The 25,527-nt window shown below is 71.3% G+C and carries 28 protein-coding genes; 9 read left to right on the top strand and 19 right to left on the bottom strand.

What is annotated here, in order from left to right; translation table 11 throughout:
• Nucleotides 1-180: 180 nt before the first annotated feature.
• Nucleotides 181-1,623 (top strand): NADP-dependent phosphogluconate dehydrogenase, encoded by a 1,443-nt coding sequence (gndA, locus tag AB0B98_RS09595; protein WP_357361733.1) that lies wholly within the window; start codon nt 181-183, stop codon nt 1,621-1,623.
• Between the two features lie 125 nt (nt 1,624-1,748).
• Here gndA and AB0B98_RS09590 read toward each other — a convergent pair whose 3' ends face one another.
• From AB0B98_RS09590 to recO, 5 genes are all read right to left on the bottom strand, one after another.
• On the bottom strand, nt 1,749-2,510 hold the full coding sequence (locus AB0B98_RS09590) for a pirin family protein (RefSeq protein WP_357361732.1): 762 nt from the start codon (nt 2,508-2,510) through the stop codon (nt 1,749-1,751).
• Complete coding sequence (locus AB0B98_RS09585; RefSeq protein ID WP_357361731.1) at nt 2,507-2,707, bottom strand: thioredoxin reductase; 201 nt, start codon at nt 2,705-2,707, stop codon at nt 2,507-2,509. Before AB0B98_RS09585 ends, AB0B98_RS09590 begins: the two co-directional genes overlap by 4 nt.
• A gap of 229 nt (nt 2,708-2,936) precedes the next feature.
• The gene (locus AB0B98_RS09580; RefSeq protein WP_030336441.1) at nt 2,937-3,122 is read right to left on the bottom strand and encodes a hypothetical protein; all 186 of its coding nucleotides are present in this window, start codon (nt 3,120-3,122) and stop codon (nt 2,937-2,939) included.
• Between the two features lie 69 nt (nt 3,123-3,191).
• Nucleotides 3,192-4,004 (bottom strand): isoprenyl transferase, encoded by an 813-nt coding sequence (locus tag AB0B98_RS09575; RefSeq protein WP_357361730.1) that lies wholly within the window; start codon nt 4,002-4,004, stop codon nt 3,192-3,194.
• A 4-nt stretch (nt 4,005-4,008) separates the two neighbouring features.
• On the bottom strand, nt 4,009-4,875 hold the full coding sequence (gene recO / locus AB0B98_RS09570) for a DNA repair protein RecO (RefSeq protein ID WP_357361729.1): 867 nt from the start codon (nt 4,873-4,875) through the stop codon (nt 4,009-4,011).
• 102 nt (nt 4,876-4,977) lie between these two features.
• Here recO and AB0B98_RS09565 point away from each other — a divergent pair, with 102 nt between their 5' ends.
• Nucleotides 4,978-5,787: a DUF4097 family beta strand repeat-containing protein gene (locus tag AB0B98_RS09565; protein WP_357361728.1), complete on the top strand. Its 810-nt coding sequence runs from the start codon at nt 4,978-4,980 to the stop codon at nt 5,785-5,787.
• Between the two features lie 55 nt (nt 5,788-5,842).
• Here AB0B98_RS09565 and era read toward each other — a convergent pair whose 3' ends face one another.
• The 7 genes from era to AB0B98_RS09530 all read right to left on the bottom strand — a co-directional run bounded on the left by era (nt 5,843) and on the right by AB0B98_RS09530 (nt 11,955).
• Nucleotides 5,843-6,748: a GTPase Era gene (gene era, locus AB0B98_RS09560; protein WP_238670383.1), complete on the bottom strand. Its 906-nt coding sequence runs from the start codon at nt 6,746-6,748 to the stop codon at nt 5,843-5,845.
• Nucleotides 6,745-7,131 carry a cytidine deaminase gene (locus AB0B98_RS09555; protein WP_238670384.1) on the bottom strand — a complete coding sequence of 129 codons (387 nt, stop codon included), beginning with the start codon at nt 7,129-7,131 and terminating at the stop codon, nt 6,745-6,747. The genes era and AB0B98_RS09555 overlap by 4 nt, the downstream gene beginning before the upstream one ends.
• Nucleotides 7,124-8,548: a hemolysin family protein gene (locus AB0B98_RS09550; RefSeq protein ID WP_357362015.1), complete on the bottom strand. Its 1,425-nt coding sequence runs from the start codon at nt 8,546-8,548 to the stop codon at nt 7,124-7,126. Before AB0B98_RS09550 ends, AB0B98_RS09555 begins: the two co-directional genes overlap by 8 nt.
• A complete protein-coding gene (gene ybeY, locus AB0B98_RS09545; protein WP_030491788.1) occupies nt 8,524-8,997 on the bottom strand; it encodes an rRNA maturation RNase YbeY in 474 nt (157 codons plus the stop codon). The genes AB0B98_RS09550 and ybeY overlap by 25 nt, the downstream gene beginning before the upstream one ends.
• 15 nt (nt 8,998-9,012) lie before the next feature.
• On the bottom strand, nt 9,013-10,071 hold the full coding sequence (locus tag AB0B98_RS09540) for a PhoH family protein (RefSeq protein ID WP_238670385.1): 1,059 nt from the start codon (nt 10,069-10,071) through the stop codon (nt 9,013-9,015).
• 130 nt (nt 10,072-10,201) lie between these two features.
• A complete protein-coding gene (locus AB0B98_RS09535) occupies nt 10,202-11,599 on the bottom strand; it encodes a serine hydrolase domain-containing protein (RefSeq protein ID WP_357361727.1) in 1,398 nt (465 codons plus the stop codon).
• The gene (locus AB0B98_RS09530) at nt 11,596-11,955 is read right to left on the bottom strand and encodes a histidine triad nucleotide-binding protein (protein WP_357361726.1); all 360 of its coding nucleotides are present in this window, start codon (nt 11,953-11,955) and stop codon (nt 11,596-11,598) included. The genes AB0B98_RS09535 and AB0B98_RS09530 overlap by 4 nt, the downstream gene beginning before the upstream one ends.
• 99 nt (nt 11,956-12,054) lie before the next feature.
• Between AB0B98_RS09530 and AB0B98_RS09525 the strand changes: the two genes are divergently transcribed.
• Together AB0B98_RS09525 and ppk2 are read left to right on the top strand one after the other, a co-directional pair.
• Nucleotides 12,055-12,816 (top strand): SDR family oxidoreductase, encoded by a 762-nt coding sequence (locus AB0B98_RS09525; protein ID WP_357361725.1) that lies wholly within the window; start codon nt 12,055-12,057, stop codon nt 12,814-12,816.
• Nucleotides 12,817-12,862: 46 nt separating this feature from the next.
• On the top strand, nt 12,863-13,801 hold the full coding sequence (ppk2, locus tag AB0B98_RS09520; protein ID WP_357361724.1) for a polyphosphate kinase 2: 939 nt from the start codon (nt 12,863-12,865) through the stop codon (nt 13,799-13,801).
• A gap of 18 nt (nt 13,802-13,819) precedes the next feature.
• Here the strand turns inward: ppk2 and AB0B98_RS09515 are convergent, their stop codons facing one another.
• The 4 genes from AB0B98_RS09515 to AB0B98_RS09500 all read right to left on the bottom strand — a co-directional run bounded on the left by AB0B98_RS09515 (nt 13,820) and on the right by AB0B98_RS09500 (nt 17,027).
• Nucleotides 13,820-14,554 (bottom strand): 16S rRNA (uracil(1498)-N(3))-methyltransferase, encoded by a 735-nt coding sequence (locus AB0B98_RS09515; RefSeq protein WP_357361723.1) that lies wholly within the window; start codon nt 14,552-14,554, stop codon nt 13,820-13,822.
• A gap of 1 nt (nt 14,555) precedes the next feature.
• Complete coding sequence (dnaJ, locus tag AB0B98_RS09510) at nt 14,556-15,701, bottom strand: molecular chaperone DnaJ (RefSeq protein WP_208758636.1); 1,146 nt, start codon at nt 15,699-15,701, stop codon at nt 14,556-14,558.
• Nucleotides 15,702-15,776: 75 nt separating this feature from the next.
• On the bottom strand, nt 15,777-16,799 hold the full coding sequence (gene hrcA, locus AB0B98_RS09505; RefSeq protein ID WP_091409786.1) for a heat-inducible transcriptional repressor HrcA: 1,023 nt from the start codon (nt 16,797-16,799) through the stop codon (nt 15,777-15,779).
• An 84-nt stretch (nt 16,800-16,883) separates the two neighbouring features.
• Nucleotides 16,884-17,027: a hypothetical protein gene (locus AB0B98_RS09500; RefSeq protein WP_238670390.1), complete on the bottom strand. Its 144-nt coding sequence runs from the start codon at nt 17,025-17,027 to the stop codon at nt 16,884-16,886.
• Here AB0B98_RS09500 and AB0B98_RS09495 point away from each other — a divergent pair.
• Nucleotides 17,026-17,652, top strand: coding sequence for a DUF4870 domain-containing protein (locus AB0B98_RS09495; protein ID WP_238670391.1), 627 nt, complete (start codon nt 17,026-17,028; stop codon nt 17,650-17,652). The two genes, AB0B98_RS09500 and AB0B98_RS09495, sit on opposite strands and share 2 nt — an antisense overlap.
• Nucleotides 17,653-17,719: 67 nt before the next feature.
• On the opposite strand, the gene hemW is transcribed toward AB0B98_RS09495, so the two are convergent.
• The gene (gene hemW / locus AB0B98_RS09490; protein WP_357362013.1) at nt 17,720-18,943 is read right to left on the bottom strand and encodes a radical SAM family heme chaperone HemW; all 1,224 of its coding nucleotides are present in this window, start codon (nt 18,941-18,943) and stop codon (nt 17,720-17,722) included.
• Nucleotides 18,944-18,962: 19 nt separating this feature from the next.
• On the opposite strand from hemW, the gene AB0B98_RS09485 reads away from it, so the two are divergent.
• Nucleotides 18,963-19,751, top strand: a complete 789-nt coding sequence (locus tag AB0B98_RS09485) for an enoyl-CoA hydratase-related protein (RefSeq protein ID WP_357361722.1) — start codon at nt 18,963-18,965, stop codon at nt 19,749-19,751.
• A gap of 42 nt (nt 19,752-19,793) precedes the next feature.
• Here the strand turns inward: AB0B98_RS09485 and AB0B98_RS09480 are convergent, their stop codons facing one another.
• Nucleotides 19,794-20,558: an SDR family NAD(P)-dependent oxidoreductase gene (locus AB0B98_RS09480; protein WP_357361721.1), complete on the bottom strand. Its 765-nt coding sequence runs from the start codon at nt 20,556-20,558 to the stop codon at nt 19,794-19,796.
• A gap of 312 nt (nt 20,559-20,870) precedes the next feature.
• Between AB0B98_RS09480 and AB0B98_RS09475 the strand changes: the two genes are divergently transcribed.
• The 3 genes from AB0B98_RS09475 to AB0B98_RS09465 all read left to right on the top strand — a co-directional run bounded on the left by AB0B98_RS09475 (nt 20,871) and on the right by AB0B98_RS09465 (nt 24,234).
• Complete coding sequence (locus AB0B98_RS09475) at nt 20,871-21,731, top strand: hypothetical protein (protein WP_238670394.1); 861 nt, start codon at nt 20,871-20,873, stop codon at nt 21,729-21,731.
• A 221-nt stretch (nt 21,732-21,952) separates the two neighbouring features.
• On the top strand, nt 21,953-22,855 hold the full coding sequence (locus AB0B98_RS09470; protein ID WP_112604298.1) for a phytanoyl-CoA dioxygenase family protein: 903 nt from the start codon (nt 21,953-21,955) through the stop codon (nt 22,853-22,855).
• 191 nt (nt 22,856-23,046) lie between these two features.
• Nucleotides 23,047-24,234 carry a low temperature requirement protein A gene (locus AB0B98_RS09465; protein ID WP_357361720.1) on the top strand — a complete coding sequence of 396 codons (1,188 nt, stop codon included), beginning with the start codon at nt 23,047-23,049 and terminating at the stop codon, nt 24,232-24,234.
• Between the two features lie 25 nt (nt 24,235-24,259).
• On the opposite strand, the gene AB0B98_RS09460 is transcribed toward AB0B98_RS09465, so the two are convergent.
• The gene (locus AB0B98_RS09460) at nt 24,260-25,453 is read right to left on the bottom strand and encodes a low temperature requirement protein A (RefSeq protein ID WP_357361719.1); all 1,194 of its coding nucleotides are present in this window, start codon (nt 25,451-25,453) and stop codon (nt 24,260-24,262) included.
• Between the last annotated feature and the right edge of the window lie 74 nt (nt 25,454-25,527).

Genomic DNA, 25,527 nt, shown 5'->3' with positions numbered 1-25,527 from the left:
CGGGAAATGACGACATGTTTCCCTGCGCGGGGCTCACCGACCGTTGCCGAGGGCCCGAGCCGTCACTGGCAACGTCCACATTACGTGCAGTAACGCGACGTCGGTCACTGGTCCGTATCGGCTCACATCACGGTAAGTTTCCAAGCGCTGATAGTGGTGTGACGAGAGGTGGCGGCACGAATGGCTGATCAGGCGAGGGCACAGATCGGTGTGACCGGGTTGGCGGTGATGGGTCGCAATGTGGCCCGCAACCTGGCCCGCAACGGCTTCACGGTGGCAGTGCACAACCGCTCGCCGGAGCGCACCCGCAGCCTGGTCGCCGAGCACGGCGACGAGGGCACGTTCCTGCCGGGCGAGACGATGGCCGATTTCGTGGCGTCACTGGAGCGACCCCGCGCGGTCATCGTCATGGTGAAGGCCGGTGCGCCCACCGACGCGGTGATCGACGAGTTGGTGCCGCTGCTCGACGAGGGCGACATCATCGTCGACTGTGGCAACGCCCACTTCGCCGACACCCGTCGACGCGAGGAGGCGCTGCGGGCGCAGGGCCTGCACTTCAGCGGCACCGGCGTCTCCGGCGGCGAGGAGGGCGCGCTGCGCGGGCCGAGCATCATGCCGGGCGGCTCCGCCAAGTCGTACGCGAAGCTCGGGCCGATGTTCGAGAAGATCGCCGCCCAGGTGGACGGCGTGCCGTGCTGCATGCACGTCGGGCCGGACGGGGCCGGGCACTTCGTCAAGATGGTGCACAACGGCATTGAGTACGCCGACATGCAGCTCATCGCTGAGGCGTACGACCTGCTTCGGGCCGGCCTGGACGCGACGCCGGCCGAGATCGCGGAGATCTTCCGGGAGTGGAACAACGGCGAGCTGGAGTCGTTCCTCATCGAGATCACCGCCGACGTGCTCGCGCACACCGATGCGGCGACCGGCCGGTCGTTCGTGGACATCGTGCAGGACCGGGCCGAGCAGAAGGGCACCGGTCGGTGGACCGTGCAGAGTGCCCTGGACCTGGGCATCCCGATCACCGGGATCGCCGAGGCGACTTTCGCCCGTTCGCTCTCCGGGCACGTGGACCAGCGCGAGGCGGCCCGCCGGGCGTTCCCCGACGCGGGTGAGAAGTGGCAGGTGACCGACCGGGAGACCTTCGTCGAGGATGTCCGCCGGGCGCTGCTCGCCTCCAAGATCGTCGCGTACGCGCAGGGCTTCGACCACATCCGCGCGGGCAGCCAGGAATACAACTGGGACATCGACCTTGGCGGCACCGCGACGATCTGGCGGGGCGGCTGCATCATCCGGGCCCGCTTCCTCAACCGGATCCGTGAGGCGTACGACGAGCAGCCCGACCTGTCGACGCTGCTGGTGGCGCCGTACTTCGCCGAGGCGGTCAGCGCTGGCGTGCCGAGCTGGCGGCGGGTGGTGGCCGACGCGACCCGGGCCGGTGTGCCGACGCCCGCGTTCTCGTCGTCGTTGGCGTACTTCGACGCGTTGCGCGCGGAGCGGCTGCCCGCCGCGCTGATCCAGGGTCTGCGGGACAACTTCGGCGCGCACACCTACCAGCGGGTGGACCGCGAGGGTTCGTTCCACACCACCTGGGCCGCCGACCGCACCGAGTCCCCGGCGTAGTCGGCGCGGCGCCCTGCGCGCCGCCGTGATCGTGCTCGATCCTCGATGTAGTGGTCTCCCCCGGCGGGGAGGCCACTACATCCATGTTCGGGCGAGATCATGGGAGCAGGCCGCGCGGGTGACGGTCAGGCGACAGTGGCGTGCATCTCCCAGACGAGGATCTCGGCCGGTTCGTCGGCTGTCACCCGCCGACCACCGGTCATGGTGAGCCGGGCGGCGTCGCCGCTGCCGAGCGGACCGCTGCCCTCCAGGGTCACAGTGCCGTTTGGCACGTAGAGGTGCACGTAGGGCGCGTCCGGGATGGTGACCTCGTCGCCGGGAGCGAGACGGGCGGCGTGCAGTGTCGCGTACTGGTTGCGGATCCGGATCGCTGACGCGCCGTCGTAGCGGTCCATCCCGGACGCGATCGGCACGAGGCCCCCGCGGAGCAGCTCGTCCTCGATCTCCAACTGCTCGTAGCCGGGGTCGACGCCCTGCTCGTCGGGGAGCACCCACATCTGCACGAAGTGCACCGGGTCGGTGTGCGGCTCCTGGTTGTTGAGCCGCCAGGCGTCGTTCTTCTCCGAGTGCAGGATCCCGGTGCCGGCGCTCATCCGCTGGGCCAGACCCGGGTAGATCACCCCGGAGTGCCCGGTGGAGTCCTGGTGCACCAGGGAGCCGCGCAGCACCCAGGTCACGATCTCCATGTCCTGGTGCGGGTGGGTCTCAAAGCCCGCGCCCGGTCGGACCACGTCGTCGTTGTTGACAAGCAGCAGGCCGTGGTGGGTGTTGGCCGGGTCGTAGTGCCGGGAGAACGAGAAGGAGTGCTTGGAGTCCAGCCAGGAGATCCGGGTGGCGAAGCGGCCATCGGCGCGACGGATGTCGACAGCGGGCGCGGGCGCGGTCACCAGGCACGCTGCCCAGCGTCGGGGGTGGACGGCGCCCAGCTCAGGGCCGGTTCGCCGGTGGCCAGTTCGGCGATCTCACCGGTACGCAGCTGGGGTGTGTGGCCGAACTCGGCGCAGTGCTGCTCGGCGATCTCGGCACAGATCTCGGCCACCTGCTCGCACATCGGGTCGCCCAGGTCGGCGGCGTTCAACGCCATGATCATCTTAAAGCGGAGATCACGCATCTGCCCCCCAACCGCCGTCGTCCCACCACCTCCGGACCCTACCCGCCGCCCCTGCGCAGGACCCCGAAACGGGCACACCACCCCCGCTCGGTGCCAAGCCTGATGGTCGCCGTGGTGCCTGCCCAGGCACCTCGACGCCGAGGGGATGCGACAACGCCGCCCGCACTGGTGTGCGGGCGGCGTTGGGACAACTGGGGGTCGGTCAGAAGAAGCGGCGGCGCTTGGCCTTCTGCGGACGGATCAGGTCCGCACCCTTCGTCAGCAACCGGGTCGCCCCGGAGGGACCACGCCGGGCCTCCAGGGTGTGGCTGAGCCGGCGGGCACCGGCCGCGGCCAGCGGCACCGCGATCGCCATCACCGCCCACTGGGCAATGCGCTTCTGGATCATGTGGGTTCACCTCCGTCAGTGGCTTCTGACGTCTCTGATACCCAGAGTGACGTGCGGGTAAGCGTCGGCTCAGATAACCGGGGCGACCGGGTTGGGCAGCGCGCCGCCGAAGCGCCGGTCCCGCTGGGCGTACAACTCGCACGCGTACCAGAGGTGGCGGCGGTCGAAGTCGGGCCAGAGCGTGTCCAGGAAGACCAACTCGGCGTACGCGGTCTGCCAGAGCAGGAAGTTGGAGATCCGTTCCTCCCCGGAGGGGCGCAGGAACAGGTCCACCTCCGGGATCTCCGGGTGGTAGAGGTACTTCGCCACGGTCTTCTCGGTGACCTTCGCCGGATCCAGCCGGCCGGCCGCCACGTCCCGCGCGATAGCGGCGGCGGCGTCACCGATCTCGGCCTGCCCGCCGTAGTTGACGCAGAACTGCAGGGTCAGCGTCGAGTTGTCGCGGGACATCTCCTCGGCGGTCTGCAACTCGGAGATGACGCTCTTCCACAGCCGACCCGGCCGGCCCGACCACACCACCCGAACGCCCAGGTCGACCAACTGGTCACGGCGGCGACGGATCACGTCCCGATTGAACCCCATCAGGAACCGGACCTCGTCGGGCGAACGCCGCCAGTTCTCGGTGGAGAACGCGTACGCCGACAGGTACGGGATGCCCAACTCGATGGCGCCCTCGATGGTGTCGAAGAGGCTGTGCTCCCCCGCCTCATGCCCCTTGGTGCGGGGCAGCCCGCGGTCCTTGGCCCAGCGGCCGTTGCCGTCCATCACCACCGCCACGTGCTTCGGCACCGCCTCGGTGGGCAGCGCCGGGGGTCGGGCCCCGGACGGGTGTGGCACCGGCGGCGTCGGCTCGCGCCGGCCAGCCTTCTTCGATCGGATCACTCGGTCACTCCCTGTTCGCGCCGTCCGCCCCGGCCTGGACGTCGCCGCGTGGCCGGAGCACCACGGCCCCGGTGCCCTCCGGCGGCGGGGCCGTGCCGGCCGCCGAGGAACCCCGGTCGACCAGCGGCAGCGAGCGTAGCGCGCGTTCCAGGTGCCACTGCAGGTGAGCCGCGACCAGCCCACTGCACTCCCGGCGTACCGCGGCGTCGGTGGCGTCGGCGATCACCCAGTCACCGGAGGTCAGCGCGGACATCAGATCGATGGTGGCCGGTGCGGGATGAGCCGCCCCGGGTGGCCGACAATCCGGACAGACCGCGCCGCCGGCCGGCACCGAGAACGCTCGGTGCCGCCCGGGCGTGCCGCAGACCGCGCAGGCGACCAGCGCCGGCGCCCAGCCGGCCAGGGACATCCCACGCAGCAGGTACGCGTCGAGCACCAGGGTGGTGGCGTGCTCGCCCCGGGACAGCGCCTTCAGCGCGCCGATGGTGAGCTGGAACAACCGCAGCGACGGCTCCCTTTCCACCGGGGTCAGCCGCTCGGCGGTCTCGGCGATCGCGCTGGCCGCCGTGTAGCGCGGATAGTCGCCGAGGAACCGTTTGCCGTACAGGTCGATGCCCTCGACCTGGCTCACCGTGTGCAGAGAGCTGCCGTGGTTGCCCTTCGGGTCACCGGCGAGCTGGAGGTCGACGTGGCCGAACGGCTCCAGCCGGGCGCCGAACTTGCTGGTGGTGCGGCGGATCCCTCGAGCCACCGCTCGCAGTCGCCCGTGCCGGCGGGTGAGCAGGGTGATGATCCGGTCGGACTCGCCGAGCTTCTGCACACGCAGCACCACCGCGTCGTCGCGGTAGAGCTGTCGGCGATACCCGGCCATCGGGCCATTCTCCCTCGGGGTGTGAAATCAGGGTTGGTTCGGGGTGCAAGCGCGGATGAACCCCGATGCGGTCGCCTCGTGCTCGGCCGTAGCGTGCTGGTCATGGCACTGCACCTGACCACCACCCCCCGCCGTCGTCGCGTCGCCGCTCCCGTCGCGCTAGGGCTCACCACCACCCTCATCGTGCTCGCCGGGTGCGACAACCTGTCGTTCCGTCGGCTCGACTACGACAACACCGAGGCGGTCCGGATCACCACGGTCCGGGTCTCCGGGGGTTCTGGCGACGTTGTGGTCCGCGGCACCGGCTCGGCGTCCGAGGTGCGGATCAAGCGAGTGGTTCGCTACCAGGGCGGCGAACCGGACAACACCCGCTACGAGATCAAGGGCAGCGAGCTGGTGCTGAACACCGACTGTGGCTCGCGGTGCAGCATCTCCTACGAGGTGACGGTGCCAGAGGGTGTGGCGGTGCAGGGCGAGACCAGCTCCGGCAACGTCGAGCTGAGCCGGGTCGGCACCGTGGACCTACAGGTGCGCTCGGGCGACGTACGGATCTCCGGTGCGTCGGGCGCGGTCGGGGTGGAGGCCCGCTCGGGCAACATCGAGGTGAACGAGGCCGCCGCGGCCGTACGGCTGCGCGCCTCGTCGGGGGACATCACCGCACGCCGGCTGGGCGGCGCTGTCGACGCCGAAGCCAGCTCGGGCAATGTCGACGTGGAGCTGGACAAGCCCGCCTCGGCCCGGGTCCACGCCTCCAGTGGTGACGTCACGCTGCTGGTGCCGCAGGGCAGCTACCGGGTCCGGTCCAACGCCGACTCCGGTGACGAGACCATCACCGTCGCCGACAACCCGGCGGCGTCCCTGGTGCTCGACGGTTCGGCAAAGAGCGGCAACCTCACGATCAGCGAGCGTTGATCTCGACGCTGGTCGCCGCCCCGGCCGTCCGCTTCGGGCACCGCCGACGAGGTGATCAGAAGCCCAGCTTGCGCAGTTGCCTCGGGTCGCGCTGCCAGTCCTTCGCGACCCGCACGTGCAGGTCGAGGTAGACCCGGCTGCCGAGCAGCTCCTCGATCTGCTTGCGGGCGGTGGTGCCGACCTCCTTGAGCCGACTCGCCTTGTGCCCGAGCACGATGGCCTTCTGGCTGGGCCGCTCCACGTACAGGTCGGCGTAGATCTTCATGACCTGGCCCTCGGGGATCATCTCCTCCACCACCACGGCGATGGAGTGTGGCAACTCGTCGCGGACCCCCTCCAGGGCGGCCTCCCGGATCAGTTCGGCGACCAGCACCTGCTCGGGGTCGTCGGTGAGCATGTCGTCCGGGTAGAGCTGCGGCGACGGCGGCAGATACTTGGTCATCACGTCGACGAGGGTGTCCACCTGGTGCCCGGACACCGCGCTCACCGGCACGATCTCGGCGAACTCCCCCATCTTGCTGACCGCGAGCAACTGCTCCGCCAGGCGACGCTTGTCCACCAGGTCGGTCTTGGTGACCACCGCCAGCACTGTCGCCTTCAACTCGGCCAGCTCGCCGGTGATGAACCGGTCACCGCGCCCGACCGGCTCGTCGGCGGGGATGCACAGGCCGATCACGTCGACCTCGGTCCAGGTGGACCGGACCAGGTCGTTGAGCCGTTCGCCGAGCAGCGTACGGGGGCGGTGCAGGCCCGGCGTGTCGACCAGGACCAGCTGCGACTCGGGCCGGTGCAGCACCGCCCGGATGACGTGCCGGGTCGTCTGCGGCTTGTTCGAGGTGATGGCGATCTTGGTGCCGACGATGGCGTTGGTCAACGTCGACTTGCCGGCGTTGGGGCGACCGACGAAGCAGCCGAACCCGGCCCGGTACGGTCGCGCCTCCGGATCCTGCACCGGGCTCACTGGGTCACCGTGCCGAGGACGGTGCCGTCCGGAGCGGCCAGGTGGACCGGTGCGTCCGCCGCGAGGTCCCGTACCGCCGCGTGACCGGCACCATCCAGCGTCGACGCCTCGGTCACCACCACCGCCGCCTCCAACCGACTCGCCCCGGCCGCCACGGCCGACGCCACCGCCAACTGCAACGCGGTGAGCGTCAGCGACGGCAGCGCGACACTGGCCGCCGCGTACGTCCGGCCGTCCTGGTCGCGGACCGCGGCACCCTCCACGGCCCCGACCCGCGCGCGGGCTCCCCGGGCCAGGACGACGAGCTTGCCGTCCTCGGCGCTCAGCGCTCCCGACGCGGTGGGGGTGGGCCGGGCGGCAGGCGCGGCGGGTGTGTCAGGCATCGGCGGATTGCCTCTCATCGTCTCGGTAGTTGTCAGTGTCGTCCCCGGGGTCGGCGTGCTCGCCGCGCCCCGCGGTGTCCTGCTCATGGCCCGGCTCCACCCGGCTGACCAGAACGGTGTCGATCCGGTTGCGCCGGCCGGTGGTGCCCTCGGCGACCAGACGGAGACCGGCGACCTCAGCCTCGGCACCCGGGATCGGCACCCGCCCCAGCGACTGGGCGAGCAGACCACCGACCGTCTCCACCTCGTCGGTGGGCAGGTCGGTGTCGAACATCTCGCCGAGATTCTCGACCGGCAGGCGGGCGGTCACCCGCACCGAGGAGTCCGCCAGACGTTCGACGGGTGGGCGTTCGACATCGTACTCGTCGGTGATTTCGCCGACGATCTCCTCCAGGATGTCCTCGATGGTGACCAGACCGCCGGTGCCGCCGTACTCGTCGACAACGATGACCAGGTGGTTGCGGGCCGCCTGCATCTCGGACAGCAGGTCGTCGACCGGCTTGGACTCGGGAACGAAGGTCGCCGGGCGCATCAGCTCGGCCACCGGCAACTGTTCGGCCCCCGGGTCGCCGCCACGGGAGCGCCGGATCAGGTCCTTGAGGTAGAGCACCCCCAGCACGTCGTCGACGCTCTCGCCGATCACCGGGATGCGGGAGAAACCGGAGCGTAGGAAGAGCGCCAGCGCCTGCTCGAGCGTCTTGCCCTCCTCGATCCACACCATTTCGGTACGCGGCACCATCACCTCACGGGCGATGGTGTCGCCGAGCGCGAAGACGGAGTGGATCATCTGGCGTTCGCCGTGCTCGACCACGCCACGCTGCTCGGCCAGGTCGACAAGCTCCCGCAGCTCCACCTGGGTGGCGAACGGGCCTTCCCGGAAGCCGCGCCCGGGGGTGACCGCGTTGCCGATCAGGATCAGCAGCGACGCGAGCGGGTTGAGCGCCCGGCCCAGCCAGCGGACCAGCGGCGCCACCGCACGACCCACGGCGTAGGCGTGCTGTCGGCCGATGGTGCGCGGGGCGACGCCCACCACCACGAAGCTGACCACTGTCATCGCGCCGGCGGTCACCAGCGCGGCCCGCCAGCCGGCGCCGAAGCTGTCCACCGCCACGAGCGCCACCAGTGTGGTGGCGGTCAGCTCGGCGAGCAGCCGCAACAGCAGGAGCAGGTTGAGGTGCCGAACGACGTCGCCGGCCACTACCTGGAGGGTACGGGCGCCGCGCACGCCGTCGCGGGCCAGCTCGGCGGCTCGGGCCGGTGAGACCGCGGCGAGGGCCGCCTCGGTCATCGCGATCAGGCCGGCCAGCACCACCAGACCGGCCGCGAAGACGATCAGCTGAAAGTCGGGAAGGCCAGCGGTGGCGCCGGCCGCGAGTAACGGAGGAGTGGACATCACTGGGTGCGGGTCGACCGCCAGCTCGCCAGCAGCCGAGCCTGGAGTGCGAACATCTCCCGCTCCTCCTCCGGCTCGGCGTGGTCGTAGCCGAGCAGGTGCAGCACCCCGTGCACGGTGAGCAGGTGCAGCTCGTCGGCCGGCGCGTGCCCTGCGGTCGCCGCCTGCTTGGCCGCCACCTCAGGACAGAGCACGATGTCGCCGAGCAGGGCGGGCTCGCCGCCGGCCGGCGCGGACTCACCGGGGCCGTGGTCGACGCTGCCCTCGTCCATGGGGAAGGCGAGCACGTCGGTCGGGCCGTCGCCACCCATCCAGCGGTGGTTCAGCTCGGTCATGTAGTCGATGTCGACGAGCAGCACGGACAGCTCGGCGAGGGGGTTGACCCCCATCTCGTCGAGGGCGTGCCGGGCGACGGCGAGCACGGCATCGGTGTCGACGTCGACACCGGACTCGTTGGCGATCTCGATGGACAACTGCTTTCCTCTGCTTTAGCGGCGGCGGCCGGCCCGGCCGCCCTGGGCGGGTCGCCCAGGCACGGCGTGAACGCCCTGCGCCTGCTGGTTCTCCCGCTCGGCGTCCCAGCGGGCGTACGCGTCGACGATCTCCCCGACCAGCTGGTGGCGGACCACGTCGGAGCTGGACAACTGGGAGAAGTGCACGTCGTCGACGTTTTCCAGGATCTCCCGAACCACCCGCAGGCCGCTGCTCGTCCCACCGGGAAGGTCCACCTGGGTGATGTCACCGGTCACGACGATCTTGGAGTTGAAGCCGAGTCGGGTGAGGAACATCTTCATCTGCTCGGGCGTCGTGTTCTGCGCCTCGTCCAGGATGATGAACGCGTCGTTGAGCGTCCGACCCCGCATGTAGGCGAGGGGGGCGACCTCGATCGTGCCGGCTGCCATCAGCTTCGGGATGGTCTCCGGGTCGAGCATGTCGTGCAGCGCGTCGTAGAGCGGGCGCAGGTACGGATCGATCTTCTCGTTGAGCGTCCCGGGCAGGAAGCCCAGCCGCTCGCCCGCCTCGACCGCCGGCCGGGTGAGGATGATCCGGTTGACCTGCTTGGCCTGCAACGCCTGGACGGCCTTCGCCATCGCCAGGTAGGTCTTTCCGGTGCCGGCAGGGCCGATGCCGAAGACGATGGTGTGGGTGTCGATAGCGTCGACGTACTTCTTCTGCCCGAGCGTCTTGGGGCGGATGGTGCGCCCGCGCCGGGAGAGGATGTTGAGTGTCAGGACCTCGGCGGGCCGCTCGGCGCTGCCCTGCTCGAGCATGCCGACGGTACGCCGGACGGCGTCAGTGGTCAGGGTCTCGCCTTTCTCGATGAGTTCGAGGAGCTCGCTGAAGACCCGCTCGGCGAGGGCGTTGTCCGCGGGGTCACCGGTGATGGTGATCTCGTTGCCGCGGACGTGCACGTCACTGGTGACCGAGCGTTCGACGAGTCTGAGGATCTCGTCGCCTGCGCCGAGCAGATTGACCATGATCTTCGGGTCGGGCACGGTGATCCTGGTCTGCACCCGGGGCGGGCCGGGAGGTGGGGTGCCGGTCATAGGTTGGGCCGAAGGGCCCTGCGCACCTGCTCTCGATCTCGGCGCCGGCCGGCTGGCCTGGCGTGCGGACGTTACACCCATCGTATCGGTTCAACGCGGGCCGCATCGCGCCCATTTCCGCTGGCCGCGATCAACTCCCGGCCCGGAAGTCGTACCGGTCGAAGGTCTCCTGGTGACGGGTGAACCGGTACGTCGCCCAGTGCATCCGGACCACCGCGCCGGCCTCGTCCCGGGTCAGCCGCAGCAGCTCACCGACCTCCCGACCGGAGACCACCCGGAACACGTCAGGCTGATCCGGCAGCGGGGTGAAGATCGCCGGCGGACGTCCGGTCGGGTCACCGACCCCACGTGCCCGCAGGGTGCCGTCGTGCCACGAGAAGACGTACTCGGAGCCCTCGCCCCACCAGCGGCCGAGCGCACCCCGCAGGGCGGCCGGCGCGGGTGCGCCGGGTCGCCAGGGCTCGATCTCGGCCGGGTCGTGCTCGACGGCAGCGGCGAGCAGCCGGTGCGACAGGTCGAACAGTTCGGTCGCCGTGCCGGACGAGCCGAGCACCGCGGCGCCCATCGCCCCGGGCGTGCCGTCACCGCCGCGGCGGCCGTACGCCCCGGCGAGGAACCCGGGCATCGCCCCGTCGTGCCCCACGTGCATCACCCGCTCCCCCTGCGGGACCAGGATCAGCCCGAGCCCGAAGCCCGCGCCCCAGAGCGTCTCGTCGGTGGTGGTCAGCGGCCAGCGCATCTCGTCCAGGGTGGCCGGGGCGAGGACCACGCCGGCCGGGTCCAGCGCCGCCGGGTCGGCCAGGAACGCCGCCCAGCGGGCCATGTCGGTAGCGGTGCTCCAGAGCTGGGCGGCCGGGCCGACCGCGCCGAAGTCGGTCGGCGGTTCCGGGTGCGCCTCGTCGGAGTACGCGTCGACCAGGAACCCGGTGGCCGCCGTCGGCAGTGGGGTCACCGTGGTGTCGGTCAGCCCCAGCGGCGTCAGGATCCGCTCGGTGAGCGCCTGCGCCCAGCTGCCGCCCCGGAGCCGGGCCACGAGTTGGCCGAGTACGGCCACGCCCAGGTTGGAGTAGTGAAACCGGCGGCCGGTCGGCAGCACCCGCTCGGCCCGGTCCAGCTCGGCGACCAGTTGGTCGTCGTCCGGTGCGCGCAGGCTGTCCCACACATCGCCGAACGGCTCGCGTTGCAGACCACCGGTGTGCGACAGCAACCGACGTACGGTCAGGTCGCCGTGCGCCGGGAGGTCCAGGTGCCGGCCCACCGGGTCGTCCAGGTCCAGCAGCCCGTCGTCGCGGCACTGCAGCACCAGCGCCGCGGTGAACGTCTTGGTGATCGAGCCGATCCGGAACTGGGTGCCCGCTCCCGGAGGGCTGTCGGTGCCGGTCTCGCCGACGGTGCAACTCCAGAGCGGCCGGTCGGCCCGGTGCAGCGCCGCGGACACCGCCGGAACCCGGGCTTCGGCCTGCACCCGCCGGACCAGCCGGTCCAGGTGCTCGTCCGCCGGAGAGCCGGGCGCCGCACCTGGGGTCACGCCAGGTCCCGGGCGAGCATCGGGCCGAGGGGCGCACCACCGAGCAGGTGCGCGTGCACGTGGAACACCTCCTGCCCGCCGTACGCGCCGGTGTTGAACATCAGCCGGAACCCGTCGCCGAGCAGCCCTTCGTCCTCGGCCACGGCGGCGGACGTCGCCAGCACGTCGGCGGCCAGCGCCGGGTCACCCTGGGCGAGCGTCGCGATGTCGGCGTAGTGCTCCTTCGGAATGACCAGGACGTGCACCGGTGCCTTCGGGTCGATGTCGCGGAAGGCGAGCGTGGTGTCGGTCTCCCGGACCACTGTGGCCGGAATCTCCCCGGCGACGATGCGGCAGAACAGGCAGTCGGATCCCATCGGGGCAGTGTAAGGACTAACCGGCCGGGGGCGCTGCGGCGCAGCGTGCGCCGCCGGCCCGTTCGCAGGGGGAGGCACGGCTGAGGCAGGATGGCCGGCATGACGGATCGGGCGGTACTCGTGACCGGTGCCTCGCGCGGGATCGGCCGCGCGGTGGCGGAGGCGTTCGCAGCCGGCGGCGACCGGGTGGCCATCCACCACCGCGACTCCGCCGATGCGGCCGAGGAACTGCGCGGGCAACTGCCCGGCACCGGGCACGTGGTGGTCCGCGCCGACCTCACCGATCCGGACGCGGTCCGGGTCATGGTCGACCGGGCCGCCGAACTGCTCGGTGGGCTGGACGTGCTGGTCAACAACGCCGGGACGTACGGCGACCGCGACGACCCGCACCCCATCTTCGGCGCCTCGTACGAACAGTGGCAGCAGCGCTGGCGGCAGGTGCTGGAGACCAACCTGACCGGCGCCGGCAACGTCACCTGGTGCGCCGCCCAGCACATGCGCGAACGCGGCGGGCGGATCGTCAACGTCTCGTCCCGTGGCGCGTTCCGCGGCGAGCCGCACCAGCCGGCGTACGGCGCCAGCAAGGCGGGGCTGAACGCGCTGGGTCAGTCCCTCGCCGTGGCGCTCGCGCCGTACGGCATCACTGTCGCCACCGTCGCGCCGGGCTTCGTGGCGACGGACATGGTCACCGAGTACCTGCGCGGTGCGGAGGGCGCGGCGATCCGGGCACAGAGCCCGTTCGACCGGGTGGGCAAACCGGAGGAGATCGCCGCCGCCGTGCACTGGCTGGCGTCGCCGCAGGCCGAGTGGGCCTCGGGCACGATCGTCGACGTCAACGGCGCCTCCTACCTGCGCAGCTGAGGTCGACGCCGCCCGGCGGATCACCCGGCCGGGGGGGTGGTTGGCGGTGCGCGGGAGGGTAAGTCCCACCGACATGGCCGACTCCGCGCTGCTGGACCTCACCGCCGACTACCGGGTGGCCGATGGCCACGACGACGACCCTGTCCTGCTCCGCCCCGACGGCACCCCCGTCGAGACCTGGCGCGAGGACTACCCGTACGACGAGCGGCTGGACCGCGACGAGTACGACCGCGACAAGCGGCTGCTCCAGATCGAGCTGCTGAAGCTCCAGGACTGGATCAAGGAATCCGGCGAACGTCTGGTGATTCTCTTCGAGGGCCGGGACGCCGCCGGCAAGGGCGGCACCATCAAACGCTTCATGGAGCACCTCAACCCGCGTGGCGCGTCGGTGGTGGCGCTTGCCAAGCCGGACGAGCGGGAAGCCGCCCAGTGGTACTTCCAGCGGTGGCTGGCACACCTGCCGGCGGCGGGTGAGATCGTGCTGTTCGACCGTTCCTGGTACAACCGCGCCGGCGTGGAGCGGGTGATGGGGTTCTGTAGCCGCAAGGAGTACCTGGAGTTCCTGCGGCAGGCCCCGGAGCTGGAACGGATGCTGGTGCGCTCGGGCATCCGGCTGGTCAAGTTCTGGTTCTCCGTCTCCCAGAACGAGCAGCGCACCCGGTTCGCGATCCGCCAGGTCGACCCGGTCCGGCAGTGGAAGCTGTCTCCGATGGACATCGCCTCACTCGACCGCTGGGACGAGTACACCGAGGCCAAGGAGGCGATGTTCTTCTGGACCGACACGGCCGACGCGCCGTGGACTGTGGTGAAGAGCAACGACAAGAAGCGGGCCCGGCTGGAGGCGATGCGGCACGTGCTGCACCGCTTCGACTACACCGGCAAGGACCTCGCTGTGGTCGGCGCGCCTGACCCGCAGATCATCGGGCCGGCCGGGCTGGACCTCGGGCCGGAGGAAGAGGTGGTGCCGGTGTTTCCCCGGCCCTGAACCAGCCAGAGCCCACTGTCACCAGCGGCCGAGGCGGGCGGCGAGCACGCTGAGGGCCGCCACGCCGGCGGTGGAGGTGCGCAGCACTGCCGGCCCGAGGCGTACGGGTCGCCCGCCGGCCTCGGCGAAGGCGGTCAGCTCGGCCGGGGCGATGCCACCCTCCGGACCGATCACCAGCACGATCTCGCCGGTGGTGGGCAGCTCTGCGGTGGTGAGCCGGTCTTCGGCCTCCTCGTGCAGCACGAACCCGGCGGCGGCACCGGCGATCCGACGGGCCACAGTGGCGGTGGACTCGTCCGGCGCGCCGGCCACCACCGGCAGCCACGGCCGGCGGGCCTGCTTGGCCGCCTCCCGGGCGGTGGCCACCCACTTCTCCCGGGCACGTACGCCCCGGTCGCCGCGCCACTGCGTCACCGAGCGCGACGCCGCCCAGGGCACGATCTCGTCCACCCCGACCTCGGTCATCGCCTGCACGGCCAGCTCACCCCGGTCGCCCTTGGCGATGCCCTGCACTGTCACCAGCCGGGGTACCGGCGCGTCCGCGTACCCCCGGGAGGTGATGGTGACCTCCAGGCTGCCCCGGCCGACGGCGGTGACCACGGCGGCGGCCGTGCCACCCCGGCCGTCGGCGAGCAGCAGCTCCTCGCCGACGCGCAGCCGCTGCACTGTCGCGGCGTGGTGCCCCTCCGGGCCGTCCACTGTGAACGCGTCGCCGGTGGGCAGCGCCTCCACCAGGAACAGCGGTGCGGACACCTCAGGCGTGCCCGTTGAACGCGTCGCGCATCCGGGAGAAGAAGCCGCCCTGCTTGGACAGCTCAGCGACCTCCTCGCCACGGGTCTTGGCGAAGTCGCGCAGCATCTTCTCCTGGTCCGGGTCGAGCTTGGTCGGCGTCCGCACGTCCAGGTGGACGTAGAGGTCGCCTCGGCCGGTGCCGCGCAGGTGCGGCACGCCCCGGGCGCGCAGTCGCAGCGTGCTGGCCGGCTGGGTGCCGGCCTTGACGTCGACGGTCTCCTCGCTGTCCAGCGTCTTGATGGTCAGCCGGGTGCCCAGCGCCGCCGCCGTCATCGGCACGGTGACCCGGCAGTGCAGGTCGTCGCCCTTGCGGGAGTACACGTCGTGCGGCCGCTCGTGGATCTCCACGTAGAGGTCGCCGGCGGTGCCACCACCGGGGCCCACCTCGCCCTGCTGGGCCAGCCGGATCCGCATGCCGTCCTCGACGCCGGCCGGGATCTTGACGGTCAGCGAACGGCGGGTCCGCACCCGGCCGTCGCCGGCGCAGGTGGGGCAGGGGTGCGGGATGGTGGTGCCGTAGCCCTGGCACACGGTGCACGGCCGGGCGGAGACCACCTGGCCGAGGAAGGTGCGCTGCACCGACTGCACCTCGCCCCGGCCAGCACACGCCTCGCAGGTCGCCAGGTGCGTGCCGGCGGCCGTGCCGGCACCGGAGCAGGTGGTGCAGAGCACAGCGGTGTCGACGGTGATCGGGGCCTCCACGCCGAAGGCCGTCTCGTGCAGGTCGAGTTCGAGCCGCAGGATCGCGTCGGCGCCCGGGCGGGTACGCGGCCGTGGGCCACGGGCGCCACCTCCGGCACCGCCGAAGAACGCGTCCATGATGTCCTGGAAACCGACGAACGGGCCGGCGCCTCCGGGGCCACCCGGGCCGCCAGCGCCGCCGCCACCCGGGGCGAGCGGGTCGCCACCCAGGTCGACGATCTGCCGCTTCCGGTCGTCCGAGAGCACCTCGTACGCGGCGTTGATGTCCTTGAACTTCTCCTGAGCCTCCGGGTCCGGATTGACGTCCGGGTGGAACTGGCGCGCCAGCTTGCGGTAGGCGCGCTTGATCTCGTCATCGGAGGCTTCCCGGCTCACACCGAGAATGCCGTAGTAGTCCCTGGCCACTGCGTTCCGTGTCCTCATGTTCGTCTCGCGTTGCGCCGGTCGGCGGCCGCAGCCGGCCGCATCGGCCCTGACCAATCAGTTCTGGGCCAGCAACTCGCCCACGTAGCGTGCCACGGCGCGCACCGTGGCGATGTTGCCGGGGTAGTCCATCCGGGTGGGCCCCAGCACCCCCAGGCCACCCACGATGGTGGTGCCCGGGCCGTACCCGGTGCTGACCACCGAGGCGGCGCGCAGGTTGTCGAACTCGTTCTCGTCGCCGATCAACACCCGGGTCGTGCTCGGCTCGGTCTCACCGATGAGCTTGAGCAGCACGACCTCCTCCTCCAGAGCTTCGAGGATCGGCCGCAGGGAGCCCTGGAAGTCGAGCAGGCCGCCCCGGGTGAGGTTCGCGGTGCCGGCGAGCGCGATCCGTTCCTCGTGCCGCTCGACGAGCGTCTCCAGCAGGACGGTGGCCAGCGTGGTCATGGTCGGACGCAGCCCGGTCGGCGCTTCCTCGACGAGCGCCTGCACCAGCGGCGGCGTCTCGGACAGCCGGGCGTTGGCGAGCTTCTCGTTGATCAGTCGACGCAGGTCGGTGACGTCGTCGGCGGGCACCGGCCCGGGCAGCTCCACGAGTCGCTGTTCCACCCGCCCGGTGTCGGCGATCATGACGAGCATCAGCCGGGTGGTGGAGATCGGCACCAGCTCCAGGTGACGCACCGAGGAGCGGGCCAGGCTCGGGTACTGAACGACGGCGACCTGCCGGGTCAGCTGGGCGAGCAGTCGCACCGTGCGGTGCACCACGTCGTCGAGGTCGACAGCGCCGACCAGGAACCGCTCGATGGCCCGGCGCTCGGCCGGGCTGAGCGGCTTGACCCGGGAGAGCCTGTCGACGAAGAGGCGGTAGCCGCGGTCGGTGGGCACCCGGCCGGCACTGGTGTGCGGCTGCCGGATGTAGCCCTCCTCCTCCAGCACGGCCATGTCGTTGCGGACAGTGGCCGGGGAGACCCCGAGCTGGTGCCGCTCGACCAGCGCCTTGCTGCCGACCGGCTCCTGGGTGGAGACGTAGTCTTCGACGATGGCGCGGAGCACTGCGAGTTTCCGGTCGTCGAGACCCATCCTCCGCACCTCCTGTCGCACGTCGGCCGCCGGCGCTCTGGGCCGGCCGGGCCGTCCTGGCACTCGACTGTAACGAGTGCCAGTCTACGTCGGCGGGCCGGCCGACGCGATGATCAACGGCCACCCGTCGGTGCGGCCCACGCCACCGGCGTTGGGCCGATCGGCCCGCACTGCCGGGCGGTGTCGCTCTGGTGCGGCGTTGCCACGGGCACCTACCGTGACATCCATGACTGAACCTCCTCGCCCTCCCGGGTCGGGCGACCCCGGCAACTACCCGCCGGAGCCCACCTCCCCAGGCCCGTCCCCGTCGGCCGAGCCGCCCACCGCACCACTGTCCGGGGCACCCGGCCCGGCCGGCTATCCCCCGGCCGGTGGCTATCCGCCGCCCACCGGTGACCAACCGCCGTCAGGCGGCTACCCTCCGGCAGGCGGCTACCCCCCACCCGGGGGCTACCCACCACCCGGCGGCTATCCGGCCGGTGGGGCCTACGGCGGCCCCGGCGGCGGCTACGCCAACAACGAGGACAAGACCTGGGCCCTTGTCGCGCACTTCGGCGGCGCCCTCGGCGCACTGGTCAGCTTTGGTCCGCTGGGCTTCGTCGCCCCGCTCATCGCCTACCTGGCCCGGGGTCAGCAGTCGCCGACCGTCCGGGCGCACGCCCTCGCCGCCCTGAACTTCCAGATCCTCTGGTCGATCATCGCGTTCGTGCTGCTCTTCGTGAGCTGGTGCCTGCTCTTCCTGCCCAGCATCGCCGTCGTGGTGATCCAGATCCTGTTCGGGATCATCGCCGGCATGAAGGCCAACGAGGGCACCCCGTACCGCTACCCGATGACCGCCAACTTCATCAAGTGAACCGGTCCGGCCGCTCCCCCGGCCGGAGCGGTTCACCGCTGTTCCGGTCCGGGGAGCGGTGGGCCACTCAGGGCAGCAGGTCGCGGACGACAGCGTCGGCGAGCAGCCGCCCGCGCAGTGTGAGCACCGCCCGGCCGGCGGCGTACTCGTCGGCGGCCAGCAGGCCACCGGCCAGGGCCCGCTCGGCGCCGGCCCGGCCGGTGGCGTCGAGCACCGCCAGCGGCAGACCGCTGGCCAGCCGCAGCCGCAGCATCACGTCCTCCATGTGCGCCTCGTCGACGGTGAGCACCTCCCGGGCCAGGCCGGGTGACGCGCCGGTGGCCAGCCGCTGGGCGTACGTCGTGGGGTGCTTCACGTTCCACCAACGCACCCCGCCGACGTGGCTGTGCGCCCCCGGCCCCAGCCCCCACCAGTCCGCGCCGGTCCAGTAGAGCAGGTTGTGCCGGCAGCGGGCCTGTTCGGTGCGGGCCCAGTTGGAGACCTCGTACCAGGAGAGCCCGGCCGCGTCGAGAGCGGCCTCCGCGGCCAGGTAGCGGTCCGCTGCCACGTCGTCACTGGGGTACGCCAGCTCGCCGCGCCGCATCCGGGCGGCGAGCCGGGTGCCGTCCTCGACGATTAGGGCGTACGCGCTGACGTGGTCCACCCCGGCGGCGACGACCTGCTCCAGCGAGGCGGCGAAGTCCTCGGCCCGCTCCCCCGGGGTGCCGTAGATCAGGTCCAGGTTGACGTGCTCGAACCCGGCGTCGCGCGCCTCCAGGGCGGCGGCGGTGGCTCGGCCGGCGCTGTGTTTGCGGTCCAGGATCGCCAGCACCCCCGGGGAGGCGGACTGCATGCCCAGCGAGATCCGGGTGTAGCCGGCCGCCCGCAGCAGCTTCAACGATTCCGGGGTGACCGACTCGGGGTTGGCCTCGGTGGTCACCTCGGCGTCGGCGGCCAGCCCCCAGGTGCGGTCGATGCCGTCGAGGATGCGGGCCAGGTCGTCGGCGGGGAGCAGGGTGGGCGTGCCGCCGCCGACGAAGACGGTGTCGACCCGGGGCGGCGGGTTGTTGCCGAGCACCCGGGCGGCGAGCGCCAGCTCGGCCAGCACCGTGTCGGCGTACCCCTCACGGCTGGCACCGCCACCCAGTTCGGCGGCGGTGTAGGTGTTGAAGTCGCAGTATCCGCAGCGGCTGGCGCAGAACGGCACGTGCACGTACACGCCGAACCCGCGCGCGCCGACCGCAGTGGTGGCGGTGGCGGGCAACGATCCGTCGACGGGGACGGTCTCACCATCTGGAAGGACGCCGGGCATGGCCACTAGTGTGCCCGGCATGACCTCTCCCGACGTCCTCGTGCGGGTCGCCACGGCCCGTGGGGTGACCACCCTCACCCTGGACAGCCCGCACAACCGCAACGCGCTCTCCACCGGCCTGATGACCCAACTGCTGGCCGGGCTGGCGGACGCGGTCGCCGACGAGGCGGTTCGAGTGATCGTGCTCGACCACACCGGCCCGGTCTTCTGCTCCGGCGCGGACCTGAAGGAGACCGCGGCGGCGTACGCCAGCGGGACGGTGCCGGCCGGCATGCTGGGTGACGTGCTCGCGGCGCTCTGGGAGTGCCCGAAGCCGGTGCTCGCCCGGGTCGGCGGGCCGGCGCGGGCCGGTGGGCTGGGCCTGATCGCCGCCGCCGACCTGGCGGTCTGCACCGACGAGGCGACCTTCGCGTTCACCGAGGTGCGCATCGGGGTGATCCCGGCGGTCATCTCGGCGACCGTGCTGCCCCGGCTGCACCCCCGCGCCGCCGCCGCGCTGTACCTGACCGGCGACACCTTCGACGGCTGCCGGGCCGCCGAGATCGGCCTGGTGACGGCCTCGGTCCCGGCGGACGGGTTGGACGACGCGGTACGCAGCTACTGCGACTCGCTGGTGCGCGGCGCGCCGGGGGCGCTGGCCGGCGCGAAGGAGTTGCTGCGCCGACCAGGTACCGCCGAGTTGCGCGCCGACCTGGCCCGCCTCTCCGCCGTCTCGACCGGCTACTTCCTCTCCGACGAGGGACGCGAGGGAGTCATGGCGTTCCGCGAACGTCGACCGGCGCGCTGGGTGCCCGCTCTCGACGGCTGACGGCCGGGGCGCCACCGGGAGCGGCGGCGCCCCACTGTCGGGTCACCAGGCGGTCGCGCCGCCGTCGACCGGGTAGTTCGCCCCGGTGATGTACGACGCCCGGTCGGAAGCGAGGAAGACCACCAGCTCGACGACCTCCTCGGGACGCGCGAAGCGCTTGAGGAGCGTCTTGGCGGTGATGGCGTCCCGGGCCTCCTGGTTGTCACCGAGGTCGCGTTCGCTGGCCGGAGTGAGGGTGGGCCCGGGACTGACCGCCACCGCGCGGATGCCGTGGGGCGCGCCTTCGAGCGCGAGCTGTCGCGTCATGCCGATGATGCCGGCGTTCGCGGCGGTGTGACCGACCATCGGCGGGACGTGACCGCCGATCGACCCGGCCATGGAGGCGGCGCTGATGATGACACCGCCACCGCGCCGGACCAGGTGCGGCCAGGCGAACTTCGACACGAAGTACGGAATGTCGAGTTCTCCGGTGATGGTGTAGCGCCAGTCCTGCACGGAGAAGTCAGGCATCGGTCCGAAGCGGAGAGCGGCTGCGTTGTTGTAGACGATGTCGAGCCCGCCGTAGGCGGCAGCGGCGTCGTCGACGAGCTTGCGTACCTGCTCGGGGTCGGTGAGGTCGACCGGCGCGATGCCGGTCATCTCGCCGCCGGCGCGGCGGACGAGTTCGACCGTCTCGTCGTTGCCGGCGACCTGGAGGTCGGCCCCGACGACCTTCGCGCCCTCGCGGGCGAAGGTCAGCGCCGCGACGCGGCCCAGACCACCGCCGGTGCCGGTGATCAGGACGACCTTGCCATCGAGCGTTCCCATGGAACTCCTCCTCGTTCGGCGACCAACGCGCCCGGGTTGGGTGGTAAGTCGGATTGATATGTCAACTCGGTTAAGTCCTTGACCGATCAATCGCTTCCCGTTGTCGGTTACCCGGTGACGCTCATGACAGCCCTGGCCGGTACAGAACGTCGCAGCAGGTGAGATCGCGACCGGAGCGGGAACGTCGCCAACCGGTACGCCACAGCGGAGCCGCCCCGAACTGGTCGGAGTCGGCCAGGCTGGGCCCGAACCGCTCGGACGACCCGGAGAGGGCCTGCGGGGACGTACGCTTGGCGAACTGTCGATCTGGGGGTGTGGGTGCGAACTCGGGCAACCGTGGCGGGTGGAGTGGTGCTCATCCTCGTCGCCGTGATCGCGATCTGGCTCGTCGTACGGCAGGTGGGCGACAACCTCAGGTTGCCGCTGGTGGCACGGAAGTGCACGGTGCAGGCCGACGGACGTGTCGCGCTGGACGCCGACCAGATGGCCAACGCGGCGACCATCGCGGCGATCGGCGCGAAGCGCGGAATGCCGGAGCGGGCCGTCGTGGTCGCGCTCGCCACCGCGTACCAGGAGTCCGGGCTGCGCAACCTCGCCGACGGCGACCGCGACTCGGTCGGCCTGTTCCAGCAGCGGCCAAGCCAGGGTTGGGGCACTCCGGCGCAGATCCGCGACCCGCGTTACGCGGCCAACCGGTTCTACGCCGCCCTGAAGAAGGTGCGCGGCTGGGAGAAGATGCGGGTCACCGACGCCGCCCAGCGGGTGCAGCGCTCGGCGTTCCCCGAGGCGTACCAGAAGTGGGCCGACGACTCCGAGGTGCTCAGCCGGGCCCTGCTCGGCGACGCCAGCGGCGCGGTCTCCTGCTCGGTGGGGCGCACCCCGGCGATGCACGGCGCGGCGGCGGCCGCGCAACTGACCCGCAACCTGGTGCTGGACTGGGGGCTGAAGGGCACCGACCCGACCGACCCGACCGGGTTGGCGGTGACTCCGGGCGACCAGCGCGACGGCTGGCGGTACGCGCACTGGCTGGTCTCGCACGCCCAGGACCACGGCGTGAAGCGGGTCCGCTTCGGCGACCTGGAGTGGACCGCCCGCGACGGCTCGTGGGGCCGGGTGGACGGCCGACAGAACCCCGCCGGTCAGGTGGTCGCCGAGGTGTTCAACGAGGGTTGACCGACCCGGATCTCTTAACCGGCAGTCACCGCACAATCGGGCAATGCCCGCCGAATCGCACTATTGATCACGCAGATCTCACTCTGTGCGTTTCTCTCACTGCGTGGGGTCCCGCCGTGGCCCAATCCCGCACCACACCCTCCCCGATGCCTGGACGGCCGCGTTACGATCGGCGGCCTGTGCCAGAAAAGGTTTCACCTCATGGGGAGGGGTACGACGCGGTGTTCGATTACGGCGACCGGACCGGTTACGAACCGATCAGCGACATTGACCGCAAGGAGTTCCACGAGCAGGGCTTCCTCCTGCTGCGCAACGTCCTGACGGAGGACCACCGGGCGGCGCTGGAGGCGGCGGTCGACCGCGTCTACGCGGAGGAGCAGGCCAAGGGCACCACCAAGAAGGACGGCACCCTGCACCTGCTGGGCTTCCTGGAGCGCGACGAGCTCTTCGGCGAGCTGCTGACCCACCCGATCGCCTTCCCGTACATGTGGGGGCTGGCCGGCTGGAACATCTACACCCACCACAACCACCTGGACGTCACCCCACCGGCCGCCGAGCCGGAGAAGCCGTACTGGGGTTGGCACCAGGACGGGTACCGGCAGAACTCCGACCCGGAGACGATGGACCCGAACCTGCCTCGGCCGATGTTCTCGCTGAAGGTCGCGTACGTGCTGTCGGACCTCTCCGAGACCGGCCGCGGCGCCACCAAGGTCATCCCGGGCAGCCACCTGAAGAACTCGCTGCCCCGGCCGGCGGACCTCACGGTGCAGAACCCCGACCCGGAGGGCACGGTGGAGATCACCGCCAACCCGGGCGACGCCTTCATCTTCGACCGCCGGCAGTGGCACTCACGGTCGACGAACCTGTCGACCATCACCCGCAAGATGCTCTTCGTCGGCTACACCTACCGGTGGATCCGTCCGCTGGACGAGCTGCACCCCGACGTGAACGGCGAGTGGTACCGCAACCGCACCCCCGTGCAGCGCCAGCTGATCGGTGAGGGCACCCACACCGCCAACTACTGGGGCATCAACTGGGACGGGTACGTCGACGACGAGATCCCGCTCCGCAAGGAGCTCAAGGAGCGCGGTCTGCTCGACCGCAACATCCCCTGGCTCCGCTGACCCACCGCTCGTAGGACGGCCCCCCACCGACGCCAAGCGTTGGCGGGGGGCCGTTTCCACGTCTGCGGACCCGACCGTTCGGGCCGAGCCCGTTCCGGCCACCGGGGACCGCACTGTCGGTAGCGTGGCGGGTGCGCAGGTCGGGGCGCGGCGCCCCCGCCCAGGGCGTGGGTGGCACAGGAGGCAGCGCAGTGACATCCGCTCCGCTCCCCCGGATCCTCCGCCGCCGCGGCGAGCCGGAATACCCGACCTTCCTGGAACTCTTCTTCGATCTCGTCTACATCTTCATGTTCTCCCGGCTCGCTGCCAGCCTGGCCGAGAACCTCACCTTCCAGGGCGCGGCGCAGACCGCCGTCCTGCTGCTGGCCGCCTGGTGGGTCTGGGTGCTGACCGCGTGGCTCACCGACCTGTTCAACCCCCAACTGCCGATCATCCAGGCGACCACCCTGCTGGTCATGCTCGGCACCCTGCTGATGGCGATCGCGACCCCGTACGCCTTCGGTCGGTACGGGTGGCTCTTCGTCGCGGCCTACTTCGGCATCCACCTGGTCCGCGACGCCGTCCTGATCCCCGGCACCCGGGTGAACCGGCCGATCCAGGCCAGGAGCATCAGGGTGTTCTTCTGGTTCGGCGTCACAGTGACGCCCTGGGTGGCCGGGGTGTTCGTGGATGAGACCGCCCGACTGGTGCTCTGGTCGCTCGCGGTGGCGGTCGACCTCGGCTCGGCCCGGGTCGGCTGGCCGACGCCGAAGCTGGGACGTACCGAGCTGGCCAGCCAGATCTTCACCGGGGTGCACCTGTCCGAGCGGCACCGGGCGATCTTCATCGTCGCGCTCGGCGAGTTGATCCTGAGCACCGGCACGGGGCTGGCCGGCAGCGGATTCACCATCGGCGCGGTGGCCACCGGCGCTGTCGCGTTCGTCAGCGCGGTCCTGCTGTTCCAGCTCTACTTCCAGCGGGTCCAACGGATCCTGGCACCACCGAGCGTCGCAACAGTGGAACGGGTCCGCTCCGGCACCTCCACCTCGTACAGCCATCTGGTCATGGTCGCCGGGGTGGTGCTGGTCTCGACCAGCACCTCGCTGGTCATCGACCGGCCGTTCGGCCGCGCCCCGGTCGAGCTGATGGTCGCCACCCTCGGCGGACCGGCCCTGTTCCTGCTCGGCACCGTGCTGTTCGATGCCGTGGTGACCGGCCGGCCCCTCTGGTCCCGGGTCCTGGCGATCGTGGTGTTGTGTGCCCTGCTGGCACCCGCCACCCTCCTGATCCCGCCCCTGGCCGCCCTGGTGCTGGCGAACCTGGTCCTGCTGGTCACCCTGGTCGGGGAAGGGCTGGCCGCGCGCCGACGGCTGGTCGGGGCCGCCGCGCCATCGCGATGAGGGGCCGTCCGGCCGCCGTGCGGAGTCACCCCAGCATCGGCGGTGCCGGCGTACGCGCGTGTCGCCGGGTGCTCACCAGGTTCGCCACGGCGATCAGGAGCAGCACCGTCATGGCGAGCAGGGCGACCAGCACCGGCGGCAGCAGGGGCGTGGTCGGCGCCACTCCCACCAGCAGCACCAACCCGGCCAGCCGGGACCGCGAGATCCGCCCGAACACCGTGAAGTCGAGGACGCCCCGGCCGACCAGGTACACCGCGGGCCCGCCGAGGATCACCGCGGCCCACGAGGGCGGGGTCTCGCCCATCGGACGGCCCAGCACGAGCCGGCTGGTGACCGCCGCGCCGACGATCCCGGCCACCATGATCAGATGGGTGACCGCGGCGGACTGGGTGAGCAGCGCCGGGTTGGACGACCGGGCGATCGCGTCGGTCAGCAGCTCGCCGGCGCGGTAGATGTAGATCCGCCACATCAACACGACGGTGGTGAACACCACGAGTAGAGCCCAGGCTCGCTCAAGCGTGTACTCGCTCATGCTGAAGGTCGTACCGATCACGAAGATCGAGACGCCGAGCGCGACGATGACGAACTGCCGGTAACGCTCGGCCACCCGCGCGCCGACCAGCCGCCAGTCGCGCGCTCGTGAGCGGCCGATCCCGGGTAGCGGCCAGCCCAACGCCGCTGCGCCGTACTCGACGACGACAGCGAGCACCCAGATCGTCACCTGCCCCGAACCGCCGACGAGCGCCCCACCGATCCAGCCGATGCCCGCGGCAGCCTCCCAGATCAGGATCCGGACGCTGCGGCGCGGCGGTCTCCGGTGCGAGACGACCACCATGTAGTAGGCCGCGGTGCTGAGGTGGATGACCAGGTACGTGGTGGCGAACAGCAGCCCGCGGTCGCCGTACGCATCGGCGGCGAGCGCGGCCAACAGCAGGCTGGCAGCCGCCACCCAGATGAACTGCCCCTGCCCGGCCGGGCGGGTCAGGTCGACGCTGTCCGCCGTCCAGACGGTCAGCGCCCAGATCATCGTGAACGCGAGCAGCAACACCAGCGTCTCGACGATGCCGGTCCAGGTCAGGTTGTCGGCCAGCACCGTCGCCAGGGTGACCAGGGCGAAGACGTAGACGAGGTCGAAGAAGAGTTCCAGGAACGCCGGACGCTCCACGCCCGGATCGGGGTGTGACGCGGCTGCGGCACCGCCGTCCGTCGCCATCGACATCGCGCTCCACCCGGTCCCCGCCGCACGCCCTCCGTGGGGACAATACGGGCAAGTCCGCCGCTGGGCCCGTCATC

The sequence above is a fragment of the Micromonospora sp. NPDC048947 genome (assembly GCF_040649495.1).
In the GTDB taxonomy this organism is placed as follows: Bacteria; Actinomycetota; Actinomycetes; order Mycobacteriales; family Micromonosporaceae; genus Micromonospora; species Micromonospora alfalfae.
This window is presented reverse-complemented; position numbering and strand designations above follow the sequence as displayed.